At 59.3% G+C, this 23514-nt stretch carries 23 protein-coding genes and 1 pseudogene; 5 read left to right on the top strand and 19 right to left on the bottom strand.

Annotated features, from left to right (window positions below):
• Nucleotides 1–216: ATP-binding protein (locus AC1DW2_RS33715; protein ID WP_477008123.1), on the top strand; the 216-nt coding region annotated here is incomplete at its 5' end.
• A gap of 96 nt (nucleotides 217–312) precedes the next feature.
• Here the strand turns inward: AC1DW2_RS33715 and AC1DW2_RS33710 are convergent.
• From AC1DW2_RS33710 to AC1DW2_RS33695, 4 genes are all read right to left on the bottom strand, one after another.
• Nucleotides 313–1671 carry an amidase gene (locus AC1DW2_RS33710; RefSeq protein ID WP_194391230.1) on the bottom strand — a complete coding sequence of 453 codons (1359 nt, stop codon included), beginning with the start codon at nucleotides 1669–1671 and terminating at the stop codon, nucleotides 313–315.
• A 6-nt stretch (nucleotides 1672–1677) separates the two neighbouring features.
• The gene (locus AC1DW2_RS33705; protein WP_477008122.1) at nucleotides 1678–2775 is read right to left on the bottom strand and encodes an iron-containing alcohol dehydrogenase; all 1098 of its coding nucleotides are present in this window, start codon (nucleotides 2773–2775) and stop codon (nucleotides 1678–1680) included.
• Between the two features lie 73 nt (nucleotides 2776–2848).
• Nucleotides 2849–4015 carry a VOC family protein gene (locus tag AC1DW2_RS33700; protein WP_342738456.1) on the bottom strand — a complete coding sequence of 389 codons (1167 nt, stop codon included), beginning with the start codon at nucleotides 4013–4015 and terminating at the stop codon, nucleotides 2849–2851.
• A 133-nt stretch (nucleotides 4016–4148) separates the two neighbouring features.
• Nucleotides 4149–5105 (bottom strand): LysR substrate-binding domain-containing protein, encoded by a 957-nt coding sequence (locus tag AC1DW2_RS33695; protein WP_208827882.1) that lies wholly within the window; start codon nucleotides 5103–5105, stop codon nucleotides 4149–4151.
• 202 nt (nucleotides 5106–5307) lie between these two features.
• On the opposite strand from AC1DW2_RS33695, the gene AC1DW2_RS33690 reads away from it, so the two are divergent.
• Nucleotides 5308–5925, top strand: coding sequence for a glutathione S-transferase family protein (locus AC1DW2_RS33690; RefSeq protein WP_477008121.1), 618 nt, complete (start codon nucleotides 5308–5310; stop codon nucleotides 5923–5925).
• 22 nt (nucleotides 5926–5947) lie between these two features.
• Here AC1DW2_RS33690 and AC1DW2_RS33685 read toward each other — a convergent pair whose 3' ends face one another.
• Together AC1DW2_RS33685 and AC1DW2_RS33680 are read right to left on the bottom strand one after the other, a co-directional pair.
• Nucleotides 5948–6667, bottom strand: coding sequence for a nitroreductase (locus AC1DW2_RS33685; protein WP_477008120.1), 720 nt, complete (start codon nucleotides 6665–6667; stop codon nucleotides 5948–5950).
• 218 nt (nucleotides 6668–6885) lie between these two features.
• Nucleotides 6886–7192, bottom strand: a pseudogene (locus AC1DW2_RS33680) (integrase); the annotation flags it as partial.
• A gap of 828 nt (nucleotides 7193–8020) precedes the next feature.
• On the opposite strand from AC1DW2_RS33680, the gene AC1DW2_RS33675 reads away from it, so the two are divergent.
• A protein-coding gene (locus AC1DW2_RS33675; protein WP_477008130.1) for an IS630 family transposase occupies nucleotides 8021–8976 on the top strand; the annotation gives its coding sequence in 2 pieces (ribosomal slippage) (nucleotides 8021–8108 and nucleotides 8108–8976; 957 coding nt in all).
• A 153-nt stretch (nucleotides 8977–9129) separates the two neighbouring features.
• Here AC1DW2_RS33675 and AC1DW2_RS33670 read toward each other — a convergent pair.
• The 7 genes from AC1DW2_RS33670 to AC1DW2_RS33640 form a co-directional block, all read right to left on the bottom strand.
• Nucleotides 9130–9561, bottom strand: coding sequence for a DUF5615 family PIN-like protein (locus tag AC1DW2_RS33670; RefSeq protein WP_477008119.1), 432 nt, complete (start codon nucleotides 9559–9561; stop codon nucleotides 9130–9132).
• A complete protein-coding gene (locus AC1DW2_RS33665) occupies nucleotides 9545–10207 on the bottom strand; it encodes a DUF433 domain-containing protein (protein WP_477008118.1) in 663 nt (220 codons plus the stop codon). The genes AC1DW2_RS33670 and AC1DW2_RS33665 overlap by 17 nt, the downstream gene beginning before the upstream one ends.
• 611 nt (nucleotides 10208–10818) lie before the next feature.
• Complete coding sequence (locus tag AC1DW2_RS33660; RefSeq protein ID WP_477008117.1) at nucleotides 10819–11127, bottom strand: hypothetical protein; 309 nt, start codon at nucleotides 11125–11127, stop codon at nucleotides 10819–10821.
• 29 nt (nucleotides 11128–11156) lie between these two features.
• Nucleotides 11157–12371, bottom strand: a complete 1215-nt coding sequence (locus AC1DW2_RS33655; protein ID WP_477008116.1) for an MFS transporter — start codon at nucleotides 12369–12371, stop codon at nucleotides 11157–11159.
• Between the two features lie 62 nt (nucleotides 12372–12433).
• Complete coding sequence (locus AC1DW2_RS33650; RefSeq protein ID WP_477008115.1) at nucleotides 12434–13078, bottom strand: glutathione S-transferase family protein; 645 nt, start codon at nucleotides 13076–13078, stop codon at nucleotides 12434–12436.
• 24 nt (nucleotides 13079–13102) lie between these two features.
• Nucleotides 13103–13849 carry an SDR family NAD(P)-dependent oxidoreductase gene (locus AC1DW2_RS33645; protein WP_477008114.1) on the bottom strand — a complete coding sequence of 249 codons (747 nt, stop codon included), beginning with the start codon at nucleotides 13847–13849 and terminating at the stop codon, nucleotides 13103–13105.
• Nucleotides 13850–13896: 47 nt separating this feature from the next.
• The gene (locus AC1DW2_RS33640; protein WP_477008113.1) at nucleotides 13897–14655 is read right to left on the bottom strand and encodes an SDR family NAD(P)-dependent oxidoreductase; all 759 of its coding nucleotides are present in this window, start codon (nucleotides 14653–14655) and stop codon (nucleotides 13897–13899) included.
• 176 nt (nucleotides 14656–14831) lie between these two features.
• Between AC1DW2_RS33640 and AC1DW2_RS33635 the strand changes: the two genes are divergently transcribed.
• Nucleotides 14832–15725, top strand: coding sequence for a LysR family transcriptional regulator (locus tag AC1DW2_RS33635; RefSeq protein WP_477008112.1), 894 nt, complete (start codon nucleotides 14832–14834; stop codon nucleotides 15723–15725).
• A 149-nt stretch (nucleotides 15726–15874) separates the two neighbouring features.
• Here the strand turns inward: AC1DW2_RS33635 and egtD are convergent, their stop codons facing one another.
• The 5 genes from egtD to AC1DW2_RS33610 all read right to left on the bottom strand — a co-directional run bounded on the left by egtD (nucleotide 15875) and on the right by AC1DW2_RS33610 (nucleotide 19951).
• Nucleotides 15875–16834, bottom strand: coding sequence for an L-histidine N(alpha)-methyltransferase (gene egtD / locus AC1DW2_RS33630; protein ID WP_477008111.1), 960 nt, complete (start codon nucleotides 16832–16834; stop codon nucleotides 15875–15877).
• 74 nt (nucleotides 16835–16908) lie between these two features.
• On the bottom strand, nucleotides 16909–17283 hold the full coding sequence (locus AC1DW2_RS33625; protein ID WP_477008110.1) for a DUF427 domain-containing protein: 375 nt from the start codon (nucleotides 17281–17283) through the stop codon (nucleotides 16909–16911).
• Between the two features lie 188 nt (nucleotides 17284–17471).
• Nucleotides 17472–18230, bottom strand: a complete 759-nt coding sequence (locus tag AC1DW2_RS33620) for an SDR family NAD(P)-dependent oxidoreductase (protein WP_477008109.1) — start codon at nucleotides 18228–18230, stop codon at nucleotides 17472–17474.
• Between the two features lie 109 nt (nucleotides 18231–18339).
• Nucleotides 18340–19176 carry an alpha/beta fold hydrolase gene (locus tag AC1DW2_RS33615; RefSeq protein WP_477008108.1) on the bottom strand — a complete coding sequence of 279 codons (837 nt, stop codon included), beginning with the start codon at nucleotides 19174–19176 and terminating at the stop codon, nucleotides 18340–18342.
• Nucleotides 19177–19204: 28 nt separating this feature from the next.
• On the bottom strand, nucleotides 19205–19951 hold the full coding sequence (locus AC1DW2_RS33610; RefSeq protein ID WP_477008107.1) for an SDR family NAD(P)-dependent oxidoreductase: 747 nt from the start codon (nucleotides 19949–19951) through the stop codon (nucleotides 19205–19207).
• Nucleotides 19952–20189: 238 nt separating this feature from the next.
• Here AC1DW2_RS33610 and AC1DW2_RS33605 point away from each other — a divergent pair, with 238 nt between their 5' ends.
• A complete protein-coding gene (locus AC1DW2_RS33605) occupies nucleotides 20190–21806 on the top strand; it encodes a winged helix-turn-helix domain-containing protein (protein WP_477008106.1) in 1617 nt (538 codons plus the stop codon).
• Nucleotides 21807–22010: 204 nt separating this feature from the next.
• Here AC1DW2_RS33605 and AC1DW2_RS33600 read toward each other — a convergent pair whose 3' ends face one another.
• Nucleotides 22011–23396 carry an amidase gene (locus AC1DW2_RS33600; RefSeq protein WP_477008105.1) on the bottom strand — a complete coding sequence of 462 codons (1386 nt, stop codon included), beginning with the start codon at nucleotides 23394–23396 and terminating at the stop codon, nucleotides 22011–22013.
• Nucleotides 23397–23514 lie beyond the last annotated feature (118 nt).

Here is a 23514-nt window from a genome sequence, read left to right as displayed (position 1 = left end):
GCGCTGCTCGATCGGTTGACCCATCACTGTGACATCGTCGAGACCGGCAATGACAGCTGGCGCTTCAAAAGCCGCGACGACGATCACGCCACCCGCGCTCGTCTCGTCTCCGCTATCCCGGCCAGCTCCAACGAGCCGAGCGCTACCGTCAAACCGCGGCGCACGAAGGGGTCAAAATTGGACGCCGATGAGGGGTCAAATTTACAGGCCGATTGACACCTAAGCCCGGCGTGTGCCTTCGACCCAAGCAACTAGGCCATCGCTTATTTCGATGCGCAGAAACATCGATCATCCGCCGGCGGCCAGCCGGATCTAACTAATTGCATTGCTGCAGCTGAGCTCGATGACCAGCCTCTGGAACTGCACCGCGGCATTAATGACATCGCGATCCCTTCCTCTGCGGCCCACGATCTGCAGGCCCGCCGGCAGGACACCGGCTCTTCGCGGCAAGGGCAGAGTCACGACAGGATATCCAACGAGGTTGAAGGGTGCCGTGTAGGTCATGAGCGCTTTGCGGACGTCACCGCTCCATGCTCCAATCCGGACATCGTCCGCTCCTACCAGGGGTGCAGTACAGGGGCACGTAGGCAAAATGAGAAGCTCAATTTGCTCAAAAAGGGATGCAATCTTCGACGAGAACCGCCGCCTTGCCTCTTGGGCTCGTGCGAAATCGTCGATGCTGAGCATGCGCGCACGCTCGAGCCTGGCAACTGTCTCTCTACCGTAGCTTTGGCGAATTAGCTCTGAGGAGTTGCGCGAAAAATGTATCATACCTCCCTCGGCCAGCACCAGGTTGGCAAAGATCGAGTAAGCCTCATCTAGGCGTGTCTCGATCTCCATTAGGTTATGATCATGACGCAACCCTTCAACGACCGTCGAAAGGTCGCTCCAAATGGCCGCGTCGACCGGAACATCGCTTGGCACTTTAAGTACGCCAATCGTTCGCTTCACGTTGGCGTCACGCCAGGAATCATCTGGCGTTACGTTCATGCCCAAAGCACCGGCAAGAACGATGAGATCCTCGGCCGTTTGGCAAATCAGGCCCACATGGTCCAGCGTTGGAGCGAGTGGAAATACTCCATCGGGTGAGAGAACGCCGTACGTCGGCTTTAGTCCAACTACCCCGCAAAGTGCGGCCGGAATTCGAACCGAACCTCCTGTATCCGTGCCAATAGCGACCGGAACCACTCCGTAAGCAACTGCTGCGGCCGAGCCACCGCTCGATCCTCCTGGAATTCGCGCGGAATCGTTTGGATTGAGCGTATTGCCAAACGCTTCGCTCGATGTAGTGACGCCCCAGGCAAATTCGTGTGTGGTCGTCTTTCCAAGGATGATTGCACCGGCATTGCGCAGATCACGAACCACCCGGGCGTCGGCTCTCGGAACGTTACCGATGTAAGCGGCCGATCCATACCGGGTCTCAACACCAGCGGTATCGATGATGTCCTTGACGACGATCGGAATGCCCTCAAGAGCTCTTGCCGAACCTTCTGCGTATCGCCAGTCGCTCTCGGTTGCGAGAGCCAACACGCTTTCATCGATCGCCGCAAAGGCATTCAACTCAGCTGCACAACGTTTTGCCTTTTCAAGTGCTACCTGCACAAGTTGACGCGACGTTGTCGCGCCCGACTGAAGCTCAACTAGCATCTCGGCCACGGATGGCGACGTCATCCTGGCTCACCACAGGCTTCGTAACAGGGCTTCAAGTTTTCGATCAGCGTCTTCTCCAAGATCGGCGACTTCGCTCTGATAATTCGCTCGCAGAAGATCAGTGATCTCCGGAAGCGCCGACAGTCCCATCTCAAACGATCGCAGCCGATTTGGTAACCCGAGGCGCGCCACAAGACTCTCTATTCTGGCGGCGAGTGCCGCCCCTGGATTAGGTTCTCCTGGCGAATTGAACACCCGAAGTTTATTGCCATACCGCGCTTCACAATTTCGGACGACAGGCGCAAGCGTTATGCATGACGTGACGCTATGTGGAAATCCAAACGTCCCACCCAAGATATGTCCGATTCGATGACTGAGCCCGTAGATGACCGATGCCGGATAGAAATAGCATTGCCACGCGGCCAACTGCAGCTGAAGCAGAGCGTCCGGATGAACCGCTCCTCGTTGAACGGCCTCGCCGGTTTCCAGATCAGTTGGCCACTGCTCTAGTACGTCAAAAAATCTCCTCGCCCCTGCCGCAGCCATGATGGCATGTGGGTGGTCGACGTCGACTAGTCGCATACCTTCGATGGCATGATCCAGCCCCTTGACGGCAGACGACAAGAGCAACGCCCGGGGTGTGTTGATGAGCAAGCTCGGATCCATCAGCACAATCTTCGGAACTGTGTCGCGCTCGGCGTAGCTTCTCTTGAATGGTCGCGCCCCTGACGTTTCCGTGACACCGAAATAGTGAGAGAACTCGGATCCCGAGAGAGTGGTCGGCAGAGCGACTATCGGAAGATGGCGCCCCTGACGAAGCGAATGAAAATGAGAAACGGCCTTGGCGGCATCCAAAACCGAGCCGCCTCCATAGGCAACGATCGAGCAGGCGCCCGCTAGGATGCAGCGGTCAAGCGCACTTTCGATCGCTGTATCGGGCGCATGAGGCGGAAAATCGGAGATGATTCCTGAGACGTCATGAAGATGCGGAAGAATGAGCCGATCGGTTGAGCGCAGCAGCGGCTCAACCGTAAAGATCATCGGCCGCTCTAGGCCGTCGTCAGCCAGCTCCCGGAGGGCCGCATCGACGATCCCCATCCCCCACCGCAGGGTTTCCTGCGGCAAGCACCGCAGGATCCCCCCGCTAATTACACGTTCGGAGCGAGGCGCGGCTGGCTTCAGCACGGTGCCGGCTCCTTCAATTCTGAGGAAGCGGTACAGGAGCTGGGCGCAACGCCATATTGCGCTCTATCTCAATGCGGCGATCTTCCAAATCCGGCGCCAAGCAAAGCTTGGTCCCGAGCTCTTCAACGGGTTCGTCGATCGTCAGTTGAGTTGGCGTGGAAAGGGCGCAAATGTGCCCATCCGGATCCCGGAAGTAGAACAGCTTGCTGTAGAGGCAGTCATAAACGTCCGACACCTTCACGTCAGCCCGTTTTAGGCGTTGGTGCTCATGCGTAAGAGCCGCGTCGTTCTCCACTTCCAAGGAAAAGTGATGCGATAATCCTGTGCCCAAATGTCCGGCGGAATACCCAGGCAGCCCAAAGAAGGTCAAGACCGAGCCAGGCGAGAGGTCATCGTCGCACGCGTAGTAATAGTGCGTACCTCCGCGCTCATCCAAATAGTCGGTCTTTTTGATCAATCGAAGCCCGACCGTTTCGACGAAGAACTTTTCGGTCCGCTCGGCGTTCGACGAGATCGACGTGATGTGGTGGAAACCGCGCAGCGCAAAGTCATCCGTAATCGACGGGACGGCACGGGGCCAAGTTTCGGCTGCCGTCAACACCTCGTCGCGACCGCCAATAAGGTTCTCCTTCGGCTGAGACCGGAACCCAGACCCGAGAACCGCTTCATCGTGCCCGAACCCAGGTTCGGTGGTCGCGATTTCGATGATCGCGCCATCGGGGTCGCGGAGGTAGATCGCATGAAAGTAGTTGCGGTTGTAGGGCCCCGTAACGTGGATACCCTGGTCGGTGAGTCTCCGCTTCCATTTCAAGAGGCCGTTTCTTGTAGGAACGTGAAGAGCCAGATGATGGTTTGTACCGGCCCCCCAACGCCCCTTTGGGTCTCCAACCCGCGGCGACGTAACGCCGGCGACGGCCGTTTTTGGATCCACGAATCCAGTTTGCGGCATCATGTAGAAAATCGGATTCCACTCGATGTAGCTGATCGTGTGACCGCGCTTCGGCTCGCCCTTGAATCCCTGAAATCCAAAAGTAATGACTGGCAATCGCGGGTCCAAATGATGGACAGTCCGCTTCACGACTGGCAGGCCAAGAAGTGTTGAATAGAAGTGCTCAATCCTGCCGAGATTTGCGGCCACAAATACCTGGTTGTTGACGCCGCCGATAGTCATGTTGTTCATCTTAAACCCTCGCGATCACAGGCCGCTGAAGCGGCGTCTCTACCCATCGCGAAGGATGGCAGCGCTACTGAGGAATATGAAGATGCTCAGCGAAGGACGTAGCGTTCAATTTGTTGGACGGAGCGGCAAATCTTCAGGTCGATCGCTTGCTCGACGCTTTGGCGTGCACGTCTTCCGCCGGCGCAGGCTCGAATGCGGTCACGCGCGGTATCTCCGACGCCAGGAAATCGACCAAGGCCCTGACCGCAGGAAGAAGGCCCCGCTTATATGGGATAAGGGCCGAGACGCGCGCGTCTGCCGCAATCCAACGCGGCAATATCTGCTTCAGCTTTCCCGCAGCAATTTCGTCTCGACAAATGTAACCTGGCAATGCGGCGATGCCCAGATTGGCGCATGCTGATTCCTTCAGCGCAACAAGATTGTTGCTCTGAAAGCGAGGTGCCGTCTGCACGATGCACCTGCGGCCGTTGGGGCCCGTCAATACCAGATTCGATGAGCTCGTCCTCGCTATCGAGATAGTATCGTGTTGGGCAATTTCCTCAGGGGTGGTGGGGGCACCCCTGGCGTCCAAATATCCAGGTCCGGCGAACAAGTACCACGGCGCGCGCGCTATGGCCCGCTGGACCAGGGATGAATTCTGCAACGGCGAGGTATGGCCCCGCAAAGCCAGGTCGAAGCCGTCGGCGACGATATCGACGAGGGCATCCGTAGTAATCTCCACGATCTGAACTTTCGGATACTTCTTGAGAAATATCGGTATCAGGTCCTTCAATGCGAACTGAGCGATTTCGACGGCCGTCGTCATTCTGATGACGCCGCTGGGCTCGGTTGCCCTCTGGCGCACCGCCTCCTCCGCGACCTCGGCCGTCTGCAGCAATGTCTGAGCGTAATGATAGAACTGCGTCCCTACTTCGGTCATACCGAAACGACGCGATGTTCTGTTGAGTAACGTTACGCCCAAAGTGCCCTCGAGTTCTCTTATCCGATGGCTCAAGGTGGATTTCGGCAAGCCCAACGATCTACTCGCAGAGGTAAAGCCCCCTCTGTCAACAACCTGGACAAAATAGAAGACATCCTTGAGATCAAGCATGACGCAAGCTGATTGATGTGTACCTCAGGCTGACAAAAGACGCGGCTCGCACTTTTAGATGTACAGATCGATTTAAGCTATTCTAGACACCCGCCGTTCTGACCTCAACAGGCACACCCCTTGCTTGTCTCTCGACACCAGTGGCTCGTATTCTGTCTCGAACTCGATGCCCATCGGAGTAAGCCATTCGCCGGAGTAAGCCATGTTTCGTCTTTACGATAGCCTGCTATCTGGAAACTGTTGGAAGGTCCGAATTCTGCTTTCTCAGCTGAACCTCAAGTACGAGAGAATTACTCTGGACTTGGTCCGAGGCGATACGCAACAACCGGATTTCGAAAGAATTAGCCGGTTCTCGAGAGTCCCGACATTAGTGTTGGAGGATGGTCGCCCCATCGTGGAGTCCGGCGCCATATTGATGCATTTGGCAGAAGGAACGCGTTTTCTTCCTGGCGACCGGCATGCGCGCACGGAGGTGCTCAGCTGGCTGTTTTTCGAACAAGCCGATCTTCAAAAGGCCATCGCATATCCACGTGTTTACAATCTTCGCGGCCAAGCATCCCAGATGGCAGGCGAAATCGCCTACCGGCAAAAGGACGGATACAGCGCTTTACAAAAACTCGAGAACTGGATTGGAAATCGAGACTGGCTAGTGGGTAATGGCTACACGATAGCCGACACTGCAGTCTTCGCCTACGTGTCCCTGGCTGCAGAGGGCGGATACCAGATGGAGCGATACCCCGGAATTCTCAGATGGTTGGACGACGTACGATCGATCGATGGCTGGGTACCGCTTATCGAAGGGACGGCCCCTTCAAGATAATCCGTACCCAGCACAGGGATGTCTAGACGTCGAGGAACGTTGCGAACTTCTCCGGCCCGAACTTATCAAGCGCCATGTTGTTCTCGGGAAGGCCGTTGTCTGCGTAGCCAATGCACATGCCGCACACGACCATATCGCTTTCAGGAATGCCAAGCTCCTTGCGCAGCACTTGATATTGCAACGACCAAATCTGTTGAGGAAGCGTATCAAGTCCTCGGCCCTGAGCCGCCAACATTACCGTTTGGAGGAAGGCGCCGTAGCAGATGAAGCTTGCGGGGACCAGTTTCCGGTCCATCGTGAAAATGAGACCGACTGGCGCGCCAAAGAACATAAACTGTCTCGCTACATCGCGGCGGCGGCTTTCCTTGTCGCTTCTTTCTACCCCCTGCGCGTCTCCTAGTTGACCACGAAACTTGGTGAAGACCGACAAATGGGGCTCGTGAAGTGGTTCCGGAAAAAATGGATATTCCGGAGTCAGTTTGTCATGGTTGTCATTGAAATTCTTCACCGCTGCAGCAACTACGCGCTCGCGGGCCTTCCCGGTCAATACGTAGCATTTCCACGGTTGAGTGTTGCTCGAACTAGGGGCGAACCTAGCGATCGAGAGGATATCCTTAACAACTTCGGTTGGAACGGATTTGTCTGTAAAGCCACGTTTCGCCCGACGACATTTGATGAGTTCATCAATGTAGAAGGGGCTCGCACCATCCTTCTGCACGTGCCGCTGAAGCTCTAGTGTCATTGCATCCCCCGAATCCTTTGAACCAAGACCGCATGGCCGTATGACCCATCTTCGGAGTTCAGCTGCCATCTAGGGAAGTAGCCGATCTTCGGACTTATCGTTCAACAAATTCGAACGATGCGGCACCCCGGTCCTAGGCTGCTTCTTGCGCCTGGTCGCGCCTCGGAGGTTTTTCGCTGCTACTAAGGCTAGCCCGCCAGGACTGGTATAGACCCTAACTAAGCCGCCAATTGGCACTCCTGCTCGATCAGCTGTTGGTCGCCACTCGAAGCTCTCTTTAGGAAGCGCGCCAGGGCGGCCCTTTTGCGAATCGCGATCCAACGCGTAGGCAGTCTGCTTGAACTCGATGCCATCGAGGAGCCCTTGGATGTAGCCGGAGATCGTGTCCGCAGCCATGATGAGGGCCGTGTCAAGTGTATGGATGTACTTGCTCGTTACCGAGCCCTTGGCATGGCCAACCAGCGCCGCGATCGTCACCTCGGTAAAGCCGAGATCGTTGGCGATGCTCGCGAAGCTGTGGCGCAAACCGAGGTGACATAGGTCCCTGTAGCCCATGATCCGCAGCGTTGCCGGACACTGGCACGCCATCGGCATGGCGGTCCAGCATATAGCGGATCAGCGTCGCGCGATCGGCGCTTTCGGCGTCGGTCTTGCGCCAAGCGCAACCGAGCAGTCCTCCGAAGTCTCTAGGACGAGGCAGGTGTTTCGCTAGGCATCGTTGGAATGACGGATCCACATGACAAGACCCTTCTTTGACCTCGCGGGATTTCGAGCCAGAGCCGGGTTCGATTCCCGTCGGGTGAATTGTGGAGTCTGGAACGGCACAGGCGTGCCCGCTGCCGGAAGCCTGCTATTTTATTTTTGTCGGCGAATACCGCGCGTCATCCTGCTGGTATTTGTGCTGGTATCGGCAGCAATTGACGACAAAAGTAGCTTCAAATTCAAATGGTTATGGCTCTAGGCAATTATCGGCCAGGGGCACCAAGGAAAAAATATAATAATAACAATAACTTAAGCAACTGGTTCGATTCCGGATTTCTCGCGACAATCGTCACAGCACATTGAAAATGGAAGCAAAAGCCTGCTGCAGGCATCCGCTTTGCTGGTATCACCAAGCCAAATGAGCCGCGGCGAATTTCGATATTCCGAACGATGGAATTGAGCAGGTGGCCCGCAAGAACGATGGCGCGAGTGCCAACCCGTACGGGGACGGACAAGGATGGCACGTTCTCGCTCGCCGACGCGCGGCGAGAGCGCGACTAGAGCGGTTCACAGATTTATTGAATCGGAAGGGATTCCGGAGCTGGGGCGAATATGATTCAAGATGCTGGCTGGGCTGGAAGCCAGCATCCGATGGTCCGACCAATTTCCAACGATTTACGTAAGCGCGCGGTATCCGCCGTTTCCAAAGGTGAGAGCTGCCGATCTGTGGCGGAACGGTTGGCGTTGCGGTCTCGTCAGTTGTGAAGTGGTCACAGCGTTATCGAACGACCGGCTCGGTAGCGCCTGGCAAGATGGGTGGTCACCGAAAGCCTGTGCTTGATCCGCACCGCGGCTTCATCGTCGAGCGGATCACTCAGACGCCGCACCTGACGCTGCATGGTCTGAAGGCGGAACTGGCAGCCCGCGGGGTCAAGGTCTCACACAATGCGGTCTGGCTGTTCCTGCGCCGGGAAGGGCTGCGGTTCAAAAAAACACTGTTCGCCCTCGAACAGGCTCGCGCCGACGTCTCTCGTAAGCGCTTGCGTTGGCGATCCTGGCAGGCCGGGCTCGATCCGGGCCGGCTCGTCTTCATCGATGAGACCTGGATCAAGACCAACATGGCCCCTTTGCGAGGCTGGGGACCCAAAGGGGCTCGCCTGCGCGGCTTCGCTCCGCACGGTCACTGGCGTACCCTCACATTCCTCGGCGCGCTCCGCCATGACCAACTCACGGCACCCTGCGTCTTCGACGGCCCAATCAACGGTGAATGCTTCCGCGGTTACGTCAAGCACATCCTCCTGCCGACCCTGCGCCAAGGCGACATCGTCATTCTCGACAATCTCGGAAGCCACAAGTCGAAAGCCGTCAGGCAGATGATCAGGGCGGCCGGCGCCAGGCTCTGGTACCTGCCGCCATACTCGCCCGACCTTAACCCGATCGAACAGGCTTTCTCCAAGATCAAACATTGGATGCGGCAAGCTCAGAAGCGCACCATCGAGGACACTTGGCGCCACATCGGTCACCTCGTCCAGGACATCCAGCCTCGCGAATGCGCCAACTACTTCGCCAGCGCCGGTTATGCTTCAATCAAATGTGAAACGCTCTAGGCCGAAGACCTGCTCAAGGAAGGCAAAGACCCGAGCACCGAGAAAGAACTCGACAGGCACAGGCAGGCGGCCGCCCGGCCTATCGACAAGACAATTGCTTACATCGTGCGGACAAACGGATTGGCCGAATTGACCGAGCCATGAGGTCTGTTTTCAACCCGCTTCATCCGCCGGGAGCGGGTAACGGTCGATGACGATTTCATCGGATTGATCAGTCTCCAGGGTCAGTTCTAGAACCACGTTGACGAGGTCGCTGTCTCTGTCGAGTTCATCGAGTGCTGCTTCAAACAGATCGCGCTGCATATCGAGATCCATTCCTTCTGGGCCGTTGAGGCAAATAAGGCCCGCATGTATTTCAGCCCGCTGATACTGGCCCCGCGTTCCCGGCGCGGCCTCTGGCCCGCGAAAGTCGTAGGCGTTGCGGGTTACAAGGGTCCAATCGCCTTCAAGGACGATTTTCAGCAAGTCCCAATCCTTGATGCCTTGGCGACCGATCCAAACGACATGAGAGCTTTCGCCATGGCCGCGCTCGCGCGCCATGTCCACTAACTCAGGACTCAAACATTCATCAATGAGAAGCTTCATGTCGCCGCCGCCGAGGAACCTTCCGCGACGGCAGCATTGGCGCTACGCGCCGCGCTTGCCGTGGACGGCCCCGGGGCGGCGTCGCCTTGGCATAGAGAATTGCCAATTCGATAAGCTCTCGCGTCAGGCTGGGATAGGCCTCCTGAAGCTGGCGCGTGGGAACGCCTGCGGCAGCAGATGCCGCAACATCATAGACAGGCACGCGCGTTCCCTTAATCACGGGTGTACCGCCCAGGATTTCCGAATCTTCCGTCACGGCGGCGCGAGCACGCGTCAACTTGTCGTGCTCGGCCAACGTGTCCGCAATGAAGCGATCGAAGTTCAGCGTCAGGAAGCGGTGTTCGACCTTCCAACGAGGAGGCTTGGTTCGCCAGGTCACGATGAACCGCACGGTGGCCCTTGCGTTCGCCTTGCGGCAGAGCGTATCGATCGCATGTTTGCGCTCTTGCGCCGTGAGCGACGGCGCGGCGTCATAATAGAAACGAATAAGCGCACAGGTACCGGGCCAAACCCGCCGGCTGTCCTCGTTTGTGTACAACCCCTCGGGCAGGATGTGTTCATCGATCAATCGGTTGACGTCGCGCACGTCGACGCCTGCCACAACGGCAGCTTCGGAGGTCGTGAGCAGTTCAGGTTCGGTGGACATCGCGGTACCAGTAATTCTTCCGACCGATCGGAATATATAACCTCAAGCGCCGAAAAACAAGGCTCTAAGCCGGCCGACCTTGGTGACCAGCGCCGTAATTTCTGCCTCCGTTCCGACGTACGGCGGCTGCGGTCTCTCTTTCGTTCACGGCTTCCGGTACAGGCGAATCGTGCTCCGGCGACGTCCGGATCGGGGGTCGTCCCTTGAGTGGTCGTCGGCTCCCGTCGCGAAGCGAACCCTTCCGCCGGCCCGTTGTTTCGGCGTTCGGTACAAGGCAATCTCACTCGCACGCTCAGGGTGCTTTTCGGCACGTTTATCGGCAAGATCGCGGCGGCAGTCGTGCTGGCCGTTATGGTCGCGCTCGGCGTCGGTCAGGGCCGAACGGACAACCTCCTGAAAGACTGCAACCGATCGCGTTCAGTTCGTTGGACGAAGCAAGCGCGGGAACAGGCTATAGACTGTATGAGCGCTTTCGGTATGCGAAGTCGAATACGTTATCTTCGAGCGGGGTCGTCGGCCGCATGGCTGCCTCCATTCGAGACGAGTTGAGGGAAGGCCGCGCGGGGGAAGCCCACGCGGCCGCGATCGAACCTGTCCACCTGGTCCGGTAATCAGGCTGCCTTGGCTTCGATCTGCGTTACTTTGCTCGGGGTTGCGCCGTTGATCTCGATACGGTGGCGCTTCATCGCCTCGGGGATCTCGCGCACCAGGTCAACGACGAGCAGGCCGTTCTCGAGGCGGGCGCCCTTACCCGTTCCAGCGCAGCAGCCATCTCGATCTCTGTCGTGACCTTGATGCCGATCCCGCTCCGAGCGGCTACGATCCGCACCCGATTTGATATTACTCCAACAGGTGCCGCTCCGAGGCGTGATGATCGCTTGTCCGGCCGTTTCAAACGCGCGCTTATCAATTGAGGCCAACGAATTCAGGGCCGATCGGGCAATGTAACTTAGAGAAATAGGGCAATAAAACCAAAAGAAGCAAGTACGACAGATCCCATGGCGACAGCAGTAGCCAGTCCAGAAAATTGAGCGACCACCCCGAGCGAAAGAGCAAATGAGCCCATAGAAAGATAACCCACCAAATAGAGTGCCGAGAGGACACCACCGCGGTGCTGCACTGGCGTTGTTGAGTTTACGAGATTAAGCGCGCTGATAAACAAAAGTGCGTATCCTGCCCCCATAAGAGATGTCGCTTCTACCAATAGAATGAGGCCTCGAAAGAAGATTGCGAGCCACAGGGTAGCAACGCCGATGTTCATCGCGCCCACTCCAACGAAGAGCGCTAGTCTTGGAGATAATTGGCGGCCAACCCCCGTGACGGCTGCCGAGATAATAGCGAAGCTTGCAAGGATTGTGCCGCTGATCAGCGTATTGTTCGAGCCCACGAGGTCGTGCGCTATTTGTCCGCCCAGAGACAACAAGGCAGCACCTGAGGCAAAAGCACATACACCGGCGAAGGCGGCGGTGCTGAAGGCGACGCGAGACTCAGCCGGCAGGTAGGGCAGGCGCGGCGACCAGCCGCCCGCACTCGCGGCGCCTTGCGGCAAGAACCAGACCGCAGCAATCAGAACGACGATCACGGCCGCCAACATTAGGAAGTTCAACCTGAGTGGCCAGGGCAGGTACTGTATCACAGCACCACCCAAGACCAATGCGAGGGCAAAGCCAATCGCCTGCGCCACATTTGTCGCTGCCACAGCTCGCGCCGGATCTTCGCTGAACTCAAGGATGGCTGCCGTAGAGGATCCACTCGCTAATCCCACGGCAACTCCCATAATCGCGCGCGCCGCGAGCAGCCAGCTGAGCCCCTCTGCGTCGGCCAGCATGAGTGTGCCCGCAAGTGAACAGAAAAGTGCCGCTAGCATCGTCAATCGACGCCCAACTTGATCCGACAACCCGCCGAAAAGTATCAGCGTTGCTACTACGAACACCGGGTAGATGGCGAACACACTCATCGTTTCTATCGGTGAGAGTTGCCATTGATCGATATAGAGCCGGTAGCTGAGCGCTGGTGCGGCGCTGGTCCACAGCGTATGCAGAGATACACCGAAGCTGACCCAGAGACTGGCACGTCGGCCTAGCACCCATCGGTGTTGAACGCACGTTTTTTCCGACCCATCGGCTTGACGCTTGAGAGATGAACATTCCGATGGTGACGGCATTTTATTTCGATCGCTGATAAAACTTGCGTGGAGCCGGGGCTGCGGCGGCGGAACGGCTCAATTCATGCTGCCGAGCTGGCGCGACCGGAGAGCGCGTTGTACCACCGCGTAGTCGCAGGTCCGTCGGGTAGAGGAAGATTCAGAGCCTTGGACGCAAAGTCGATCGTGACGAGCCCGGTGATGTCCGCAACCGTGTACTGCTCGCCGGCCACGAACGGCGAGGCAGCAAGGCGCGCTTCCAGATCGTCGCAGAAGTCCTGGATTCGCTTCATGCCGCGATCGACGATCGCGGGAATCTGCTCATAGTCGTGAGGACCCGAGATGGCGCGGCCGTTCAGATGCGCGGCCTTGTTGCGCACCGTCTCCATCACAGCGGCAAAGCCTTCCAACTCCATGCGCCGCTCCCACATGGAGGCGAGCGCCTTGTCCTTCGGCGTCGCACCCATCAACGGGCGCTCCGGATAAGCCTCTTCAAAGTAGCGCCAGATCGCCGGCACTTCTCCGATCGTGGTTCCGTCGCCGAGAACCAGAGCCGGCACCACGCGCCGCGGATTGATCGCCACGAAGGCGCTGGAGAACTGCTCCTTCGCGCCGAGATCCACCGGCACCTGCGCGACGCAGATGCCCCGTTCGGCCAGATAGATGCGCACGCGGCGAGAATTCGGCGATGCGCTAGACTGATAGAGCTTTAGGTTCTCGGTCTTCATGGCGACGTTCCTTTCCGGGGAGGTCTAGAGCTTCGATCCGCCGTCGACGGCTATCGTGGTGCCCGTGATCCAACGGGCATCGTCGGAGGCTAAGAACGCGGCGACGGGAGCGACGTCCTCGGGCTGACCGATCCGTTTGAGCGCCTGCATGTTAAGGATGAACGCCCGACCCTGTTCGGTCTTCGCGAAGCTTGACATGTCGGTCTCGATAACACCGGGCGCGACCGCGTTGACGCGGATGCCCTTCGGACCTAGTGCGGCGGCGAAGTGCTTCACGAGCGTATCGACGGCGCCCTTGGATGCGGCGTAGGCGGACAGTTCGCCGACCGCCGCCTGCACCGCGAGCGAGGAGACAAGCACGATGCTGCTGCCTTCGGCGAACAGCGGCAGAAGCCCTTGCACGATGAAGTAAGGCGCGCGGACGTTCACCGCGTAAAACCGATCGAAATCCGCCGGTTTCTGGTCCGCGATTGCGGCCGCGCCGCTGATGCCGGCGTTGGCCACGAGCACGTCAAGTCTGCTGCCGACGATTGCCTTCGTCTTCTCGACGAGGTCGGCGACCGCATCGAGCGAACCGAGGTCGGCCCGAACCGCGTCGGCTCTACCCCCGCCCGCACGGATTTCCTTGAGCAAGCTCTCGGCCTCCGCCTGGGCGTTGCCGTAGTGCACGATCACGTGAGCGCCGGCGGTGGCGAGCGCGCGGGCCGTCGCGCGACCCAATCCGCGCGATGCGCCGGTCACGAGGGCAGTCTTGTTGGTGAGATTGGTCATTGTCGTATCCTTCGATTTGATCTGTTGATGCATTCGTTCGATCCGTCTCAGCCGGCGGTCTTTCCGCCATCGACGGTGAGGATCTGTCCGGTGACGAATGAGGCGTCGTCCGAACCGACAAAGACGATCGCCCGCGCCAGTTCGTCGACGGTGCCGATGCGGCCGAGCGGCACGCCCGAGGCGAGAGCCGCCTTGTTCTGCTCGTTGCCGGTGAAGCGATCGAGCATGCCGGTCTGCGTCGGGCCGGGCGCGACCGCGTTCACGCGGATGCCGGCACCGGCGACTTCGAGAGCGACGGACCTCGTGAGGCCCTCTACGGCATGCTTGCTCGCGGCGTAGATCGATGCGTTGGCAGCGCCCTCGTGGCCGTAGGTCGACGAGACGTTCACGATGCTGCCGGCGCCCTGCGCCTTCATGACGCGCAGCTCGTGCTTCACGCTGAGGATCGTACCGAGGACGTTGGTATCGAATGTCGCCGCGTAGCTCTCGGCCGTCTGGCTAGTGGCTGGACCCGGCTTGCCCTCGGTGCCGGCGGCGTTGACCGCGATGTCGAGGCGACCGAAGCGGGCGATGGTCTGATCGACTAACGCGCTCACGTCGTCCTCGTGACGGACGTCGGCGCGGACGAACTCGGCCTCGGTTCCGACGGCGCGCAGTTCGTTCGCTAGCGCTGCGCCGGCGTCGTCGTGACGACCCGATACGACGATCTTCGCGCCCCGGTGGGCGAACGCGAAGGCAGTTGCCCGGGCGATGCCGGTCAGTGCGCCGGTGATCAGGACGACGGGGGCGGTTGCTTGGATAGACATGGTCTTCTCCTTCGGCAGGCCCCTCTCGGAGGCATACCTGCACAGTCTGATTTTCTAACCCGATGCTCTTGGCCGCTGACCACGCGCCGTTTCGCTCCGGTGGCTGCAGAGATAGGCCTTGCCATCGCGACGGAAAAAGACTTTGTTTCTCTGGGCCCATACCTCAAAGGCATGCCATGGACCTCCGCCATCTTCGCTATTTCGTCGCCGTCGCCGAGGAAGGCAGCATGACGGTCGCTGCCGAAAAGCGGCTCCATACGGCCCAGCCTTCGCTTAGTCGGCAGATGCGCGACCTCGAGGCCGAACTGGGATGCGAATTGATGATCCGCGGCGCCAAGGGCGTCGAACTAACCGCGGCAGGACGGGTGTTGTTGGACCACGCTAGGGTGGTCCTGCTTCAGGTCGAGGCCGCGACGGAGGCGACGCGACGCGCTTCGACCCCCGCGAAGAAATCCTTCGTGATCGGCTTTCTGACCGGCTACGAATTCGACTGGCTGGCTGCCGTCATGCGAATTCTGCGCGACGAATTGCCGAGCACTGAGGTCGTCATCCTCAGCTCGTCGTCCCCGGATCTCGCGGACGGCCTGACACGGGGAAAGATCGACCTGGCCTTTCTCCGCCACGAACGCAACGCCCCGGGCGTCGTATTTACGAGGTTAATTGACGAGCCTCTGATTGTTCTGATGCCCAAGGAGCATCGTCTCGCGAAGCGGGATGCGATCACGACAAAGGACATTGCGGCGGAGCAACTCGTGGGTGTCCCCCACGACAAGTCGCCCGCGCTCCGGAACGTAACCGACGCATACGGAAAGAAGATCGGCGTCGACCTCACGCCGGACCACCTAGTAGATAATCTCTCGATGGCGGTCTCGTTGGTGGCGTCCACGGGCGGCATCTCTCTCATGCCGCTCTATGCGCGGAACCTTCTGCCGGCGACGATCATCTATCGCACGCTCGCGGGCGTCGCGCCGACGATCGATCTATCGCTGGGCTACAGCGAGGCCAACACCTCCCCTCTTCTAAAGACAATCGTATCGAAGATCGGCGATCTTAAATTCGCCAACGGCTGACGGACGTGCGCCTCGATACAGCCACCGCACCAATTCCGCCTTCTAGCCCGCCGGCAAACATCGGCCCTAGGCCGATCGGTCTTCTCATCGACGCTAGTTGCACTAGCACTGCACCTAGATATACGGCACTGCGCGCCCGCGGCACCACGCTATTCGGCGGAAAGTGCGAATATCGCGAAACTCGGGTTCTCACTGATCCAGCGCCTGTCGACAGACCAGCCCGCCTGAGCAGCCAACCTCGCGAAGGCTGCCGAAGAGTACTTGTAGGAATTCTCTGTGTGAATAGTTTCGCCCGCAGCAAAATCGAGCGAACGGCCTAGCAACGCCACCTTCTGTTGGACGAGGCTGACGAGATGCATTTCGATGCGGCTCTCTCCCGCGTTCCAGACGGCAACGTGCCTGAACGATCCGAGGTCAAAGTTCGCTCCGAGTTCGCGATTGAGTCTGGCTAACAGATTCTTGTTGAACGCCGCCGTCACGCCCTCAGCATCATCATACGCAGAAACGAGGACGCGCGGAGACTTTAGGAGATCCACGCCAACGACAAGTTTCGAGCATCGTCCGAGCAACTGTCGCGCACGACTCAAGAAATCGACCGCGGCAGACGGCGAGAAATTGCCGATCGTGGACCCCGGGAAGAATCCCGCAATCGATCGGCCGTCGATCGCGGTCGGTAGTTTGAGATCGCGCGTGAAATCGCCGAGTACCGGTGTCACATTTAATCGGGGATATTCGCCACGAATGGCCTGGGCAGCAGCCGACAGAGCGCTCTGACTGATGTCGATAGGCACGTATGCGGACAAAAGCGGCAGCGCATTCAATAGAAGACGTGTCTTGACGCTCGCGCCGTTTCCGAACTCAACCAGCATGGACCGGTCCTTGAGGACGTAGGTCATGTCTGCGGCGATCGATGCCAGTAGAGAGATCTCCGTTCGCGCGACATAGTATTCCGGTTGATCGCAGATCAATTCGAAGAGCTCAGATCCCTCCTCGTCGTAGAGGTACTTGCTCGGTAACGTCTTCGGCACCGACAGAAGTCCGTCCAGCAGTTCTGCCTGCACTGGATCCCCTTCCGGGGTCCGCTCCAACGCCACTGCACTGACGGCCATCTTACATTCCTTCCGATTTCCTGGTCGACGCGTGCCGTAGCTACGCGGGCTCGAGACTACGACTGCGCCGTGCCTTAAGCCGGCGTCTCCACAATTGCGTCCACGCGATCGGGATAGAAGGCAAGATGATCCCTAATGACTGCAACTGCCTCGAAGGGAGCCTCGTACGTCCAGGCCGCGTTCTTGGAACGTTCGCCGCCGGCAGGAACGCTGAAGTAATTGCAGTCACCCTTGTAGGGGCAGTAGGTGGTGTCAGCGCTGCGCTCGAACGCGGCCATATTGATGTCGCCCCTCGGAATATAGAGGACCGGCGGGTACTTCGCCTCGCGCAGAATAAGAGTCTGCATCGATTCAGCGACGACCTTCCCTGCCACCGACACGACGACTTTGTTGGGATTTTTATCGAACGTGATGGGATGCTCGGCGCTAGGCAACTTGACTGTTTTCATCGTATTGACCTCTGTTTGTATGGATTTTTTGGTCCGCACGCGAACGAGCGGCCGGAGACGACGATCCTCCGATCAGGAGGCGGCCCTCGTATAGAACGGTCAAGCCGCGGCGCGCTCGGTGACCTTCGACTCCACCCGCACCGATCCTGTGGTAGGAGACCTGCCGGACTTTGGTCTGGCCGCCAGCTTCAGCTTGCGGATTTGCCGCCATCGACATTCAGGATGTGGCCGGTCACGAAGCTCGCATCGTCCGAAGCGAGATACAGAACGGCGCGGGCGATCTCGTCAGGCTGGCCGATCCGCTTTTGGGCGTTGAGCGTGGCTAGATAGGCTTTGACATCCTCGCCTCCAGTAAAGCGATCGAGCATCGGAGTCTGGATTGGTCCGGGCGCCACGGCATTGACGCGAATGCCGGAGGCACCGAACTCGAGCGCAACCGACTTCGTCAGCCCTTCGACCGCATGCTTGCTCGCCGCATAGATCGATGCACCGGCTCCACCCTCGTGACCAAAGGTCGAAGAAACGTTGATGATGCTGCCCTTGCCCTGCGCCTGCATGACTCGCAACTCATGTTTCATGCTGAGGATCGTGCCAAGCACATTGGTGTCGAAGGTCGCAGCGTAGCTTTCCACGGTCTGTTCGGTGGCGGGTCCGGGCTTACCCTCGGTGCCGGCGGCGTTAAAGGCAACATCGAGGCGACCGAAGCGCTTGACAGTCATATCAACCAGTGCGCGAACGTCCTCCTCGTGGCGAACATCGGCGCGAACGAACTCGGCTTCGGCACCGGCCGCGCGCAGTTCGGCGGCAAGGTCCGTGCCGGCGTCTTCGTGGCGGCCGGAGGCCACAAGCTTCGCTCCCTTGCGGGCGAAGGAGAGCGCGGTGGCGCGGGCGATGCCGGTTAGCGCCCCAGTAATCAAGACGACGGGAATCTTGGCTTGGGAATTCATGGGCATCCTCCTTGGGTTACGAGCTGGCCAATGACGTTGAGTAAGCGAGGACCGTCACTGACCGTACGTTGGAATAAGCTGCCTACCGGATCGACATCGTCACGGTGCGTCACGCATCCAGGAATAGGGAGGCGTGGGCCAAGAACAGTTCCGGATACTGGTAGAACGGCCCGTGGCTGGAATCCGGATAGATGATGAGCTGCGCGTTCGGCAGGTGCTGTTGCAGTGTGAATCCGTTGATCGTGGGAATGATCAGGTCGTTGTGGCCATGCACGACGAGCGTCGGGTGGCGAATTTCACTTAGGTAATCGAGAACACCATCGACTTTCTCGTTCGACTTGATGATTGCTTGGTACTGGGTCGCGGCGGATGTCTCGCGGACCTCCGGACTGCGGTCCCGGCGGCGATGCTTACGTTCGAGATACCCGAGACCCGCCGCCCAGCCGGCTGCAGAGGGCGAAAAATGCGCCGCGATCCAAAGATGTTCGGGCGGATCATAGGTCGCCGAAAATATCTCTGCTGATTTGCTGGCCACAGTGTCGGCGCCGCGCGGGCCCGTGCCTACCAGTACCAGCTTGCGCACCAGATCCGGCGCCTGCACCGCGATCTCCTGAGCGATCTTGCCGCCGATCGAGTATCCTAGGACGTCGGCCTTGCCGATCTCGAGTGCCTTGATGAAGGCGATCGCGTCCCTCGCCATATCAGGGAAAGTCGGGGGCACTTCGTCCGAGCTCGCGCCGACCCCCGCGTTGTCGAACAAGACCACTTCGCGGCGCTCAGCAAGCCCGTCGGTTATCGCGGGATCCCAGTGGTCCATGGTACCGCGAAAGTGAATGTTCATCACGATCGGCACGCTGCCCGTCTTGCCGAAGCGCCGATAGGCGAAGCGGATGCCGTTGGCCTCGACGAATTGCGTCGGCACGGTCTGGTGGGTATGGGTGGTCATGTTGAAGCTCCTGGTTCCGGGTGAGGCTTTAACTGGCCGTCCTGCCGCCATTGACGTTGATGATCTGGCCCGTGACGAACGAAGCTTTGTCCGAGGCCAGGAACAGAATCGCGTCCGCCAGCTCTTCGGGCTTGCCTGCCCGGCGAAGCGGGATCGAAGCAAGCAGTCCAGCCTTGCGTTCATGCGAACCGGTGAAACGATCTAGCATGGCGGTCTCGACCGGCCCGGGCGCAACCGCATTGACGCGGACACCGAAAGCCGCGGCCTCCAGCGCGCCTGATTTGGTCAGGCCTTCCACGGCATGTTTGCTTGCGACATAGAGCGACGCGTTCGGCGCGCCGCGGCTTCCCATGGTCGATGAAATGTTGATGATGCTGCCGAAGCCCTGAGACTGCATCGCACGCAGCTCATGCTTCATGCAAAGGAGCACCCCGAGGACATTGGTGTCGAAGGTCGCGGCGTATGTTTCCGGCGTCTGCTCGGTCACGGGGCGCGGAGTACCTTCCGTACCCGCGTTGTTCACGGCAACGTCGAGACGCCCAAAACGCGCGACGGTCTTGTCGATCAACGCGCGGACATCGTCTTCCTTGCGAACATCGGCGTTGATAAATTCAGCTTCCGGACCGAAAGCACGAAGTTCCTTGACAAGTTCTGCTCCGGCTTCGTTGCGCCGCCCCGCGACGACGACGATCGAGCCCTCCTTGGCAAAGGCCAGAGCGGCGGCGCGCCCAATTCCCGTCAGTCCCCCGGTGATCAAAGCAACCCAGCCAACCATGCTGAACTCCTCGATAAATTCGTGATCAAAGCTGACCTCGCCTTGAAGGGCTTGGGCGGGCTCATATCCCCGATCAGGTGCGCGGACTCGTAGGCCGCCCGGGACCTTTCGTCCTGAAACTGCGGTGAAGCCGTCCGAAATTGTTCTGAAATCTGGGCATCCCGGCTCTTCCTATCGCCTTGCAAGAGCGATCGGCGGGTGCAATCTTGCCGCAACGCGCTCGCTGCCGGGGTAAGAAGTGAATATTCGTCCTCAAGACGTCAGATCAGGCGGCGGCCTGGGCGCTCCGGACCTGATCCAGATAGCCGATTTGACCCTCGATCTTCGGCAGGAGGAACTGCGCGATGGGACCGGCGCCCGCGTCGATCTGCGAAATCGGTCTTTCGGTGTGCTCCGTCATCTGGTGAAGAACGCCGGGCGGGTTGTTTCCAAGGATGAACTATTGGCCACCAATTGGCCCGGCTTATCGGTCACCGAAGATTCTCTTACCCAATGCATCTCAGATATCCGCCGTTTGCTCGGCGAGTCCGGGCGCGATCTTGTTCGCACCGTCGCCCGCCGCGGCTACATGATCGTGTTGCCGATACAGCCCATCGAGATCGGGCGAAGCTCCTCGACGGGGCCGACGGTCGCCATCTGGCCCTTCGAGACGGACGACATCAATCTCGACAGGTTCGCTGATGGCCTTACCCGGAAGATGGTCTCCGCGGCTGGACGCTTCGGTGAATTGCGCGTCCTGGCTCACAGCGTCGTGCAATCCTATAAGGATCGTTTTGAAGGAACGGCTGACTTCGGACGCGCCCTGGGTGTTGATTACTTCATCGAAGGCGATCTGTGGTTGGACGGTGCTTTGACTCACGTCGACGTGCATTTGACCGATGCACGAACGGGCGCGCAGCTCTGGACCAAGACGTTCAAGGTCGACGTAATCCCAGCAAATCTGATTGCCATACAGGACGAAATATCCGGGCAAGCAAGTGCTATGATCGGCAGCTATTGGGGCGCGATAGGTGCCGCCGAGTATAAGCGCATCCAGAACAAGCCGAGCGCGGAGCTGACGCCGTACGAGTGTATCGTCCAGGGCGTCATCGGAATTCCGACGGACGCAACGGTTCTTGAACCTGTCGTCAAAGCGCGCGAGTGCCTGGAGCGACTGACGCGCGAAGAACCGCGAAACGCGGCCGCATGGGCGACGCTTGTTCTCGTTTTCAATAATCAAAGGACGTGGGGTATTCCTTCCCCAACCGGAGAAGTTGGCAGCGTTGAAGAGCGCCTTCACTTGGCCGACATGGCGGTTGAAGCCGCAAATCGAGCGGTCGAGATCGCACCGAATGACGCGTTCGTCCGCGGCCTCGTTGCGCGGGCGGCGTGGATGGCCTGCCAAACTGATCTGCTTCGCATCGAGACGATGCGTGCGATCGAGCTCAACCCCAATGATCCTCAGAATCTCGGGCCGCTCGGCAATCTCATGGCATATGCGGGCTTTTGGGATGAAGGTGTCGCTCTTGCCGAAAAAGGCATCGCGCTGACCGCTCCCAGCACGCCGCGCTGGTGGTGGTGGGCGTCTGCCAAACGGGCCTTTGCATGCGGGAACTACGCCGAGGCCTTTGATGCCTTTCGCCAGTCCTATGTGGAGCAGCTATGGATCAGCCATCTTCACATGGCCTATACGCTGCCGTTCCTTGGCCGGACGAAGGAAGCGAAGGCGCATATCGCGACCCTGCTTAAAATGAGGCCCGGCTTTACGGTTCGCGAAGCAGACGCATACTACAAGATGTGGTGCTTCGCCCCGTCGTATCGCGAGAAGATGTGCGATGCATTGCAGATCGCGGGACTTCCCGGCGACGTTTCTTGAGATCCGAGGCGTCTTCAACGACTGCTGCTATAGCCAGCCCCAGCGCTGTCGCTCTTCTGGAGGAAGGGCTAGGCAATCTTATTCCCGCCCCGGCATTTCGTCTCTGAAAGCGTCGGCTACCGGACCGGTTGCATCCCTCGCTCGTCGTTGCCAGCAACGCTCGATTGGCGAGCCGGCAAGGCGACGAGCGCTATCCCTCGGGGACTACATGGGCCAAGCGATCGACAACGCCAATGCGCGTTCGCACAGGGCGGCGGCATGCAGAACTCGGAAATCCTCATGACGCCGCCCGATCAACTGGACACCGACGGGAAGGCCGTTCGCGACGAAGCCTCCGCAAATGACCGCGGCGGGTTGTCCGGTCTGATTGAACATCGCGGTGTATGTCGTGATGTCCAGCAGCTTCCCTTCGTCAGGGGCGGCTTGATCGGCCGCGAAGCCTACGACGGGAGTCGTGGGTGCGACGATCAAGTCGAATGGGAGGGTCCGTTCGGTCACGATGGCTTTTGCGAGTTCCAGTTCGTCACCGGCCTTCAGGAGTTGCTCGGCGTCGACCCTCGCGCCGCCGGCGATCAGTTTGTGAAGCCCTGGATGGATTTGATGGCGCTCCTCGGTGGACAGTGAGGCCACTTCGTGAAAGGCGCGCGGGCCGAACACCGTTTCGAACGCGGCGGTGGGATCAAAGTCGAGCAGAGTTCCGATCTGACAAACCTCGGCGCCAGCGTCGGCGAGTAACTGCGCTGTCTTGCCGACCGCGTGCAGGATGGGTTCTTCTGCGCAAGGACCAAAACCCATCGATTCCAGGATGCCGATGCGCCAGCCCTTTACACCATGCTGCACAGAACGCCTGTCGTCCGGACTTGGAGCGGGCAGCGAACCGTAATCGCGCACGTCGGGCCGCGAGAGTACGTCGAAGAGCATTGAAAGATCACCCATTGAGCGCGCCATCGGACCCGCGCTGCGGTAAGGACTTGGCGGCAGGTGCGGGATGCGCCCTTGGGTCGGCTTGAGAGCGGTCAGTCCGCAAAATGCAGCTGGAAGGCGGACCGAGCCGCCAAGGTCGCTACCAACACTGAGGGGGCCCATGCGTGCCGCGAGAGCAGCGGCTGCACCACTGGATGAGCCGCCAGTGTTGTGAGCAAGATTCCATGGGTTGCGGGTTATGCCGTGTGCGCTGCTGACGCCTGAGGCGAGCATTCCGAGATCCGGCATCGTTGTTTTCGCGAACAGGATGGCGCCGCTCTCGACGAGGCGTGCCGCCGGCGGCGCGTTGAACGTAGACGGTCCCCGGCGTCTGAACGGTGCCGCGCCACGGTACATCGGCATGCCGGCGACGGCGATGCTGTCCTTGATTGACACGGGGATTCCGTCCAGCGGTCCCTGCGGCGCTCCGCGGCTCCATCGCTCGGTCGAGAGGCGCGCGGCCTCCAACGCGCCTTCGGCATCGACGTAGAAGAAAGCGTTGATCACTGGATTGAGCTGTTCCGAACGCTTCAAAACGGCGTGCATCACCTCCAGCGGAGAAAAGTCGTGTCGGGCGTAGCCCTCGGCCATAGCGGCAGCCGAGAGCGAGCAGAGATCCGAAGGCATCTTGGTCCCCTCGTCAGTCATCGCCTTGTTCGGGCTGTTGAGGAAATGTGTATATTTGCGGCAAACTAGATCCGCATGAAGAATGCTGCAATTAGCGGATTGGCGATCTTTTATGCAT

This window comes from Bradyrhizobium sp. P3_C3, from assembly GCF_056402655.1.
This window is presented reverse-complemented; position numbering and strand designations above follow the sequence as displayed.

Excerpts from the sequence above, each read along its gene's own strand:
- AC1DW2_RS33615 (WP_477008108.1), bottom strand. The coding sequence starts at position 19,176 with ATGACCACCCATACCCACCAGACCGTGCCGACGCAATTCGTCGAGGCC.
- AC1DW2_RS33690 (WP_477008121.1), top strand. The coding sequence starts at position 5,308 with ATGTTTCGTCTTTACGATAGCCTGCTATCTGGAAACTGTTGGAAGGTC.
- AC1DW2_RS33600 (WP_477008105.1), bottom strand. The coding sequence starts at position 23,396 with ATGCCTTCGGATCTCTGCTCGCTCTCGGCTGCCGCTATGGCCGAGGGC.
- AC1DW2_RS33650 (WP_477008115.1), bottom strand. The coding sequence starts at position 13,078 with ATGAAGACCGAGAACCTAAAGCTCTATCAGTCTAGCGCATCGCCGAAT.
- AC1DW2_RS33700 (WP_342738456.1), bottom strand. The coding sequence starts at position 4,015 with ATGAACAACATGACTATCGGCGGCGTCAACAACCAGGTATTTGTGGCC.
- egtD (WP_477008111.1), bottom strand. The coding sequence starts at position 16,834 with ATGGCCGTCAGTGCAGTGGCGTTGGAGCGGACCCCGGAAGGGGATCCA.
- AC1DW2_RS33635 (WP_477008112.1), top strand. The coding sequence starts at position 14,832 with ATGGACCTCCGCCATCTTCGCTATTTCGTCGCCGTCGCCGAGGAAGGC.
- AC1DW2_RS33645 (WP_477008114.1), bottom strand. The coding sequence starts at position 13,849 with ATGACCAATCTCACCAACAAGACTGCCCTCGTGACCGGCGCATCGCGC.
- AC1DW2_RS33695 (WP_208827882.1), bottom strand. The coding sequence starts at position 5,105 with ATGCTTGATCTCAAGGATGTCTTCTATTTTGTCCAGGTTGTTGACAGA.
- AC1DW2_RS33640 (WP_477008113.1), bottom strand. The coding sequence starts at position 14,655 with ATGTCTATCCAAGCAACCGCCCCCGTCGTCCTGATCACCGGCGCACTG.
- AC1DW2_RS33665 (WP_477008118.1), bottom strand. The coding sequence starts at position 10,207 with ATGTCCACCGAACCTGAACTGCTCACGACCTCCGAAGCTGCCGTTGTG.
- AC1DW2_RS33685 (WP_477008120.1), bottom strand. The coding sequence starts at position 6,667 with ATGACACTAGAGCTTCAGCGGCACGTGCAGAAGGATGGTGCGAGCCCC.
- AC1DW2_RS33710 (WP_194391230.1), bottom strand. The coding sequence starts at position 1,671 with ATGACGTCGCCATCCGTGGCCGAGATGCTAGTTGAGCTTCAGTCGGGC.
- AC1DW2_RS33610 (WP_477008107.1), bottom strand. The coding sequence starts at position 19,951 with ATGGTTGGCTGGGTTGCTTTGATCACCGGGGGACTGACGGGAATTGGG.
- AC1DW2_RS33655 (WP_477008116.1), bottom strand. The coding sequence starts at position 12,371 with ATGCCGTCACCATCGGAATGTTCATCTCTCAAGCGTCAAGCCGATGGG.
- AC1DW2_RS33625 (WP_477008110.1), bottom strand. The coding sequence starts at position 17,283 with ATGAAAACAGTCAAGTTGCCTAGCGCCGAGCATCCCATCACGTTCGAT.
- AC1DW2_RS33670 (WP_477008119.1), bottom strand. The coding sequence starts at position 9,561 with ATGAAGCTTCTCATTGATGAATGTTTGAGTCCTGAGTTAGTGGACATG.
- AC1DW2_RS33620 (WP_477008109.1), bottom strand. The coding sequence starts at position 18,230 with ATGAATTCCCAAGCCAAGATTCCCGTCGTCTTGATTACTGGGGCGCTA.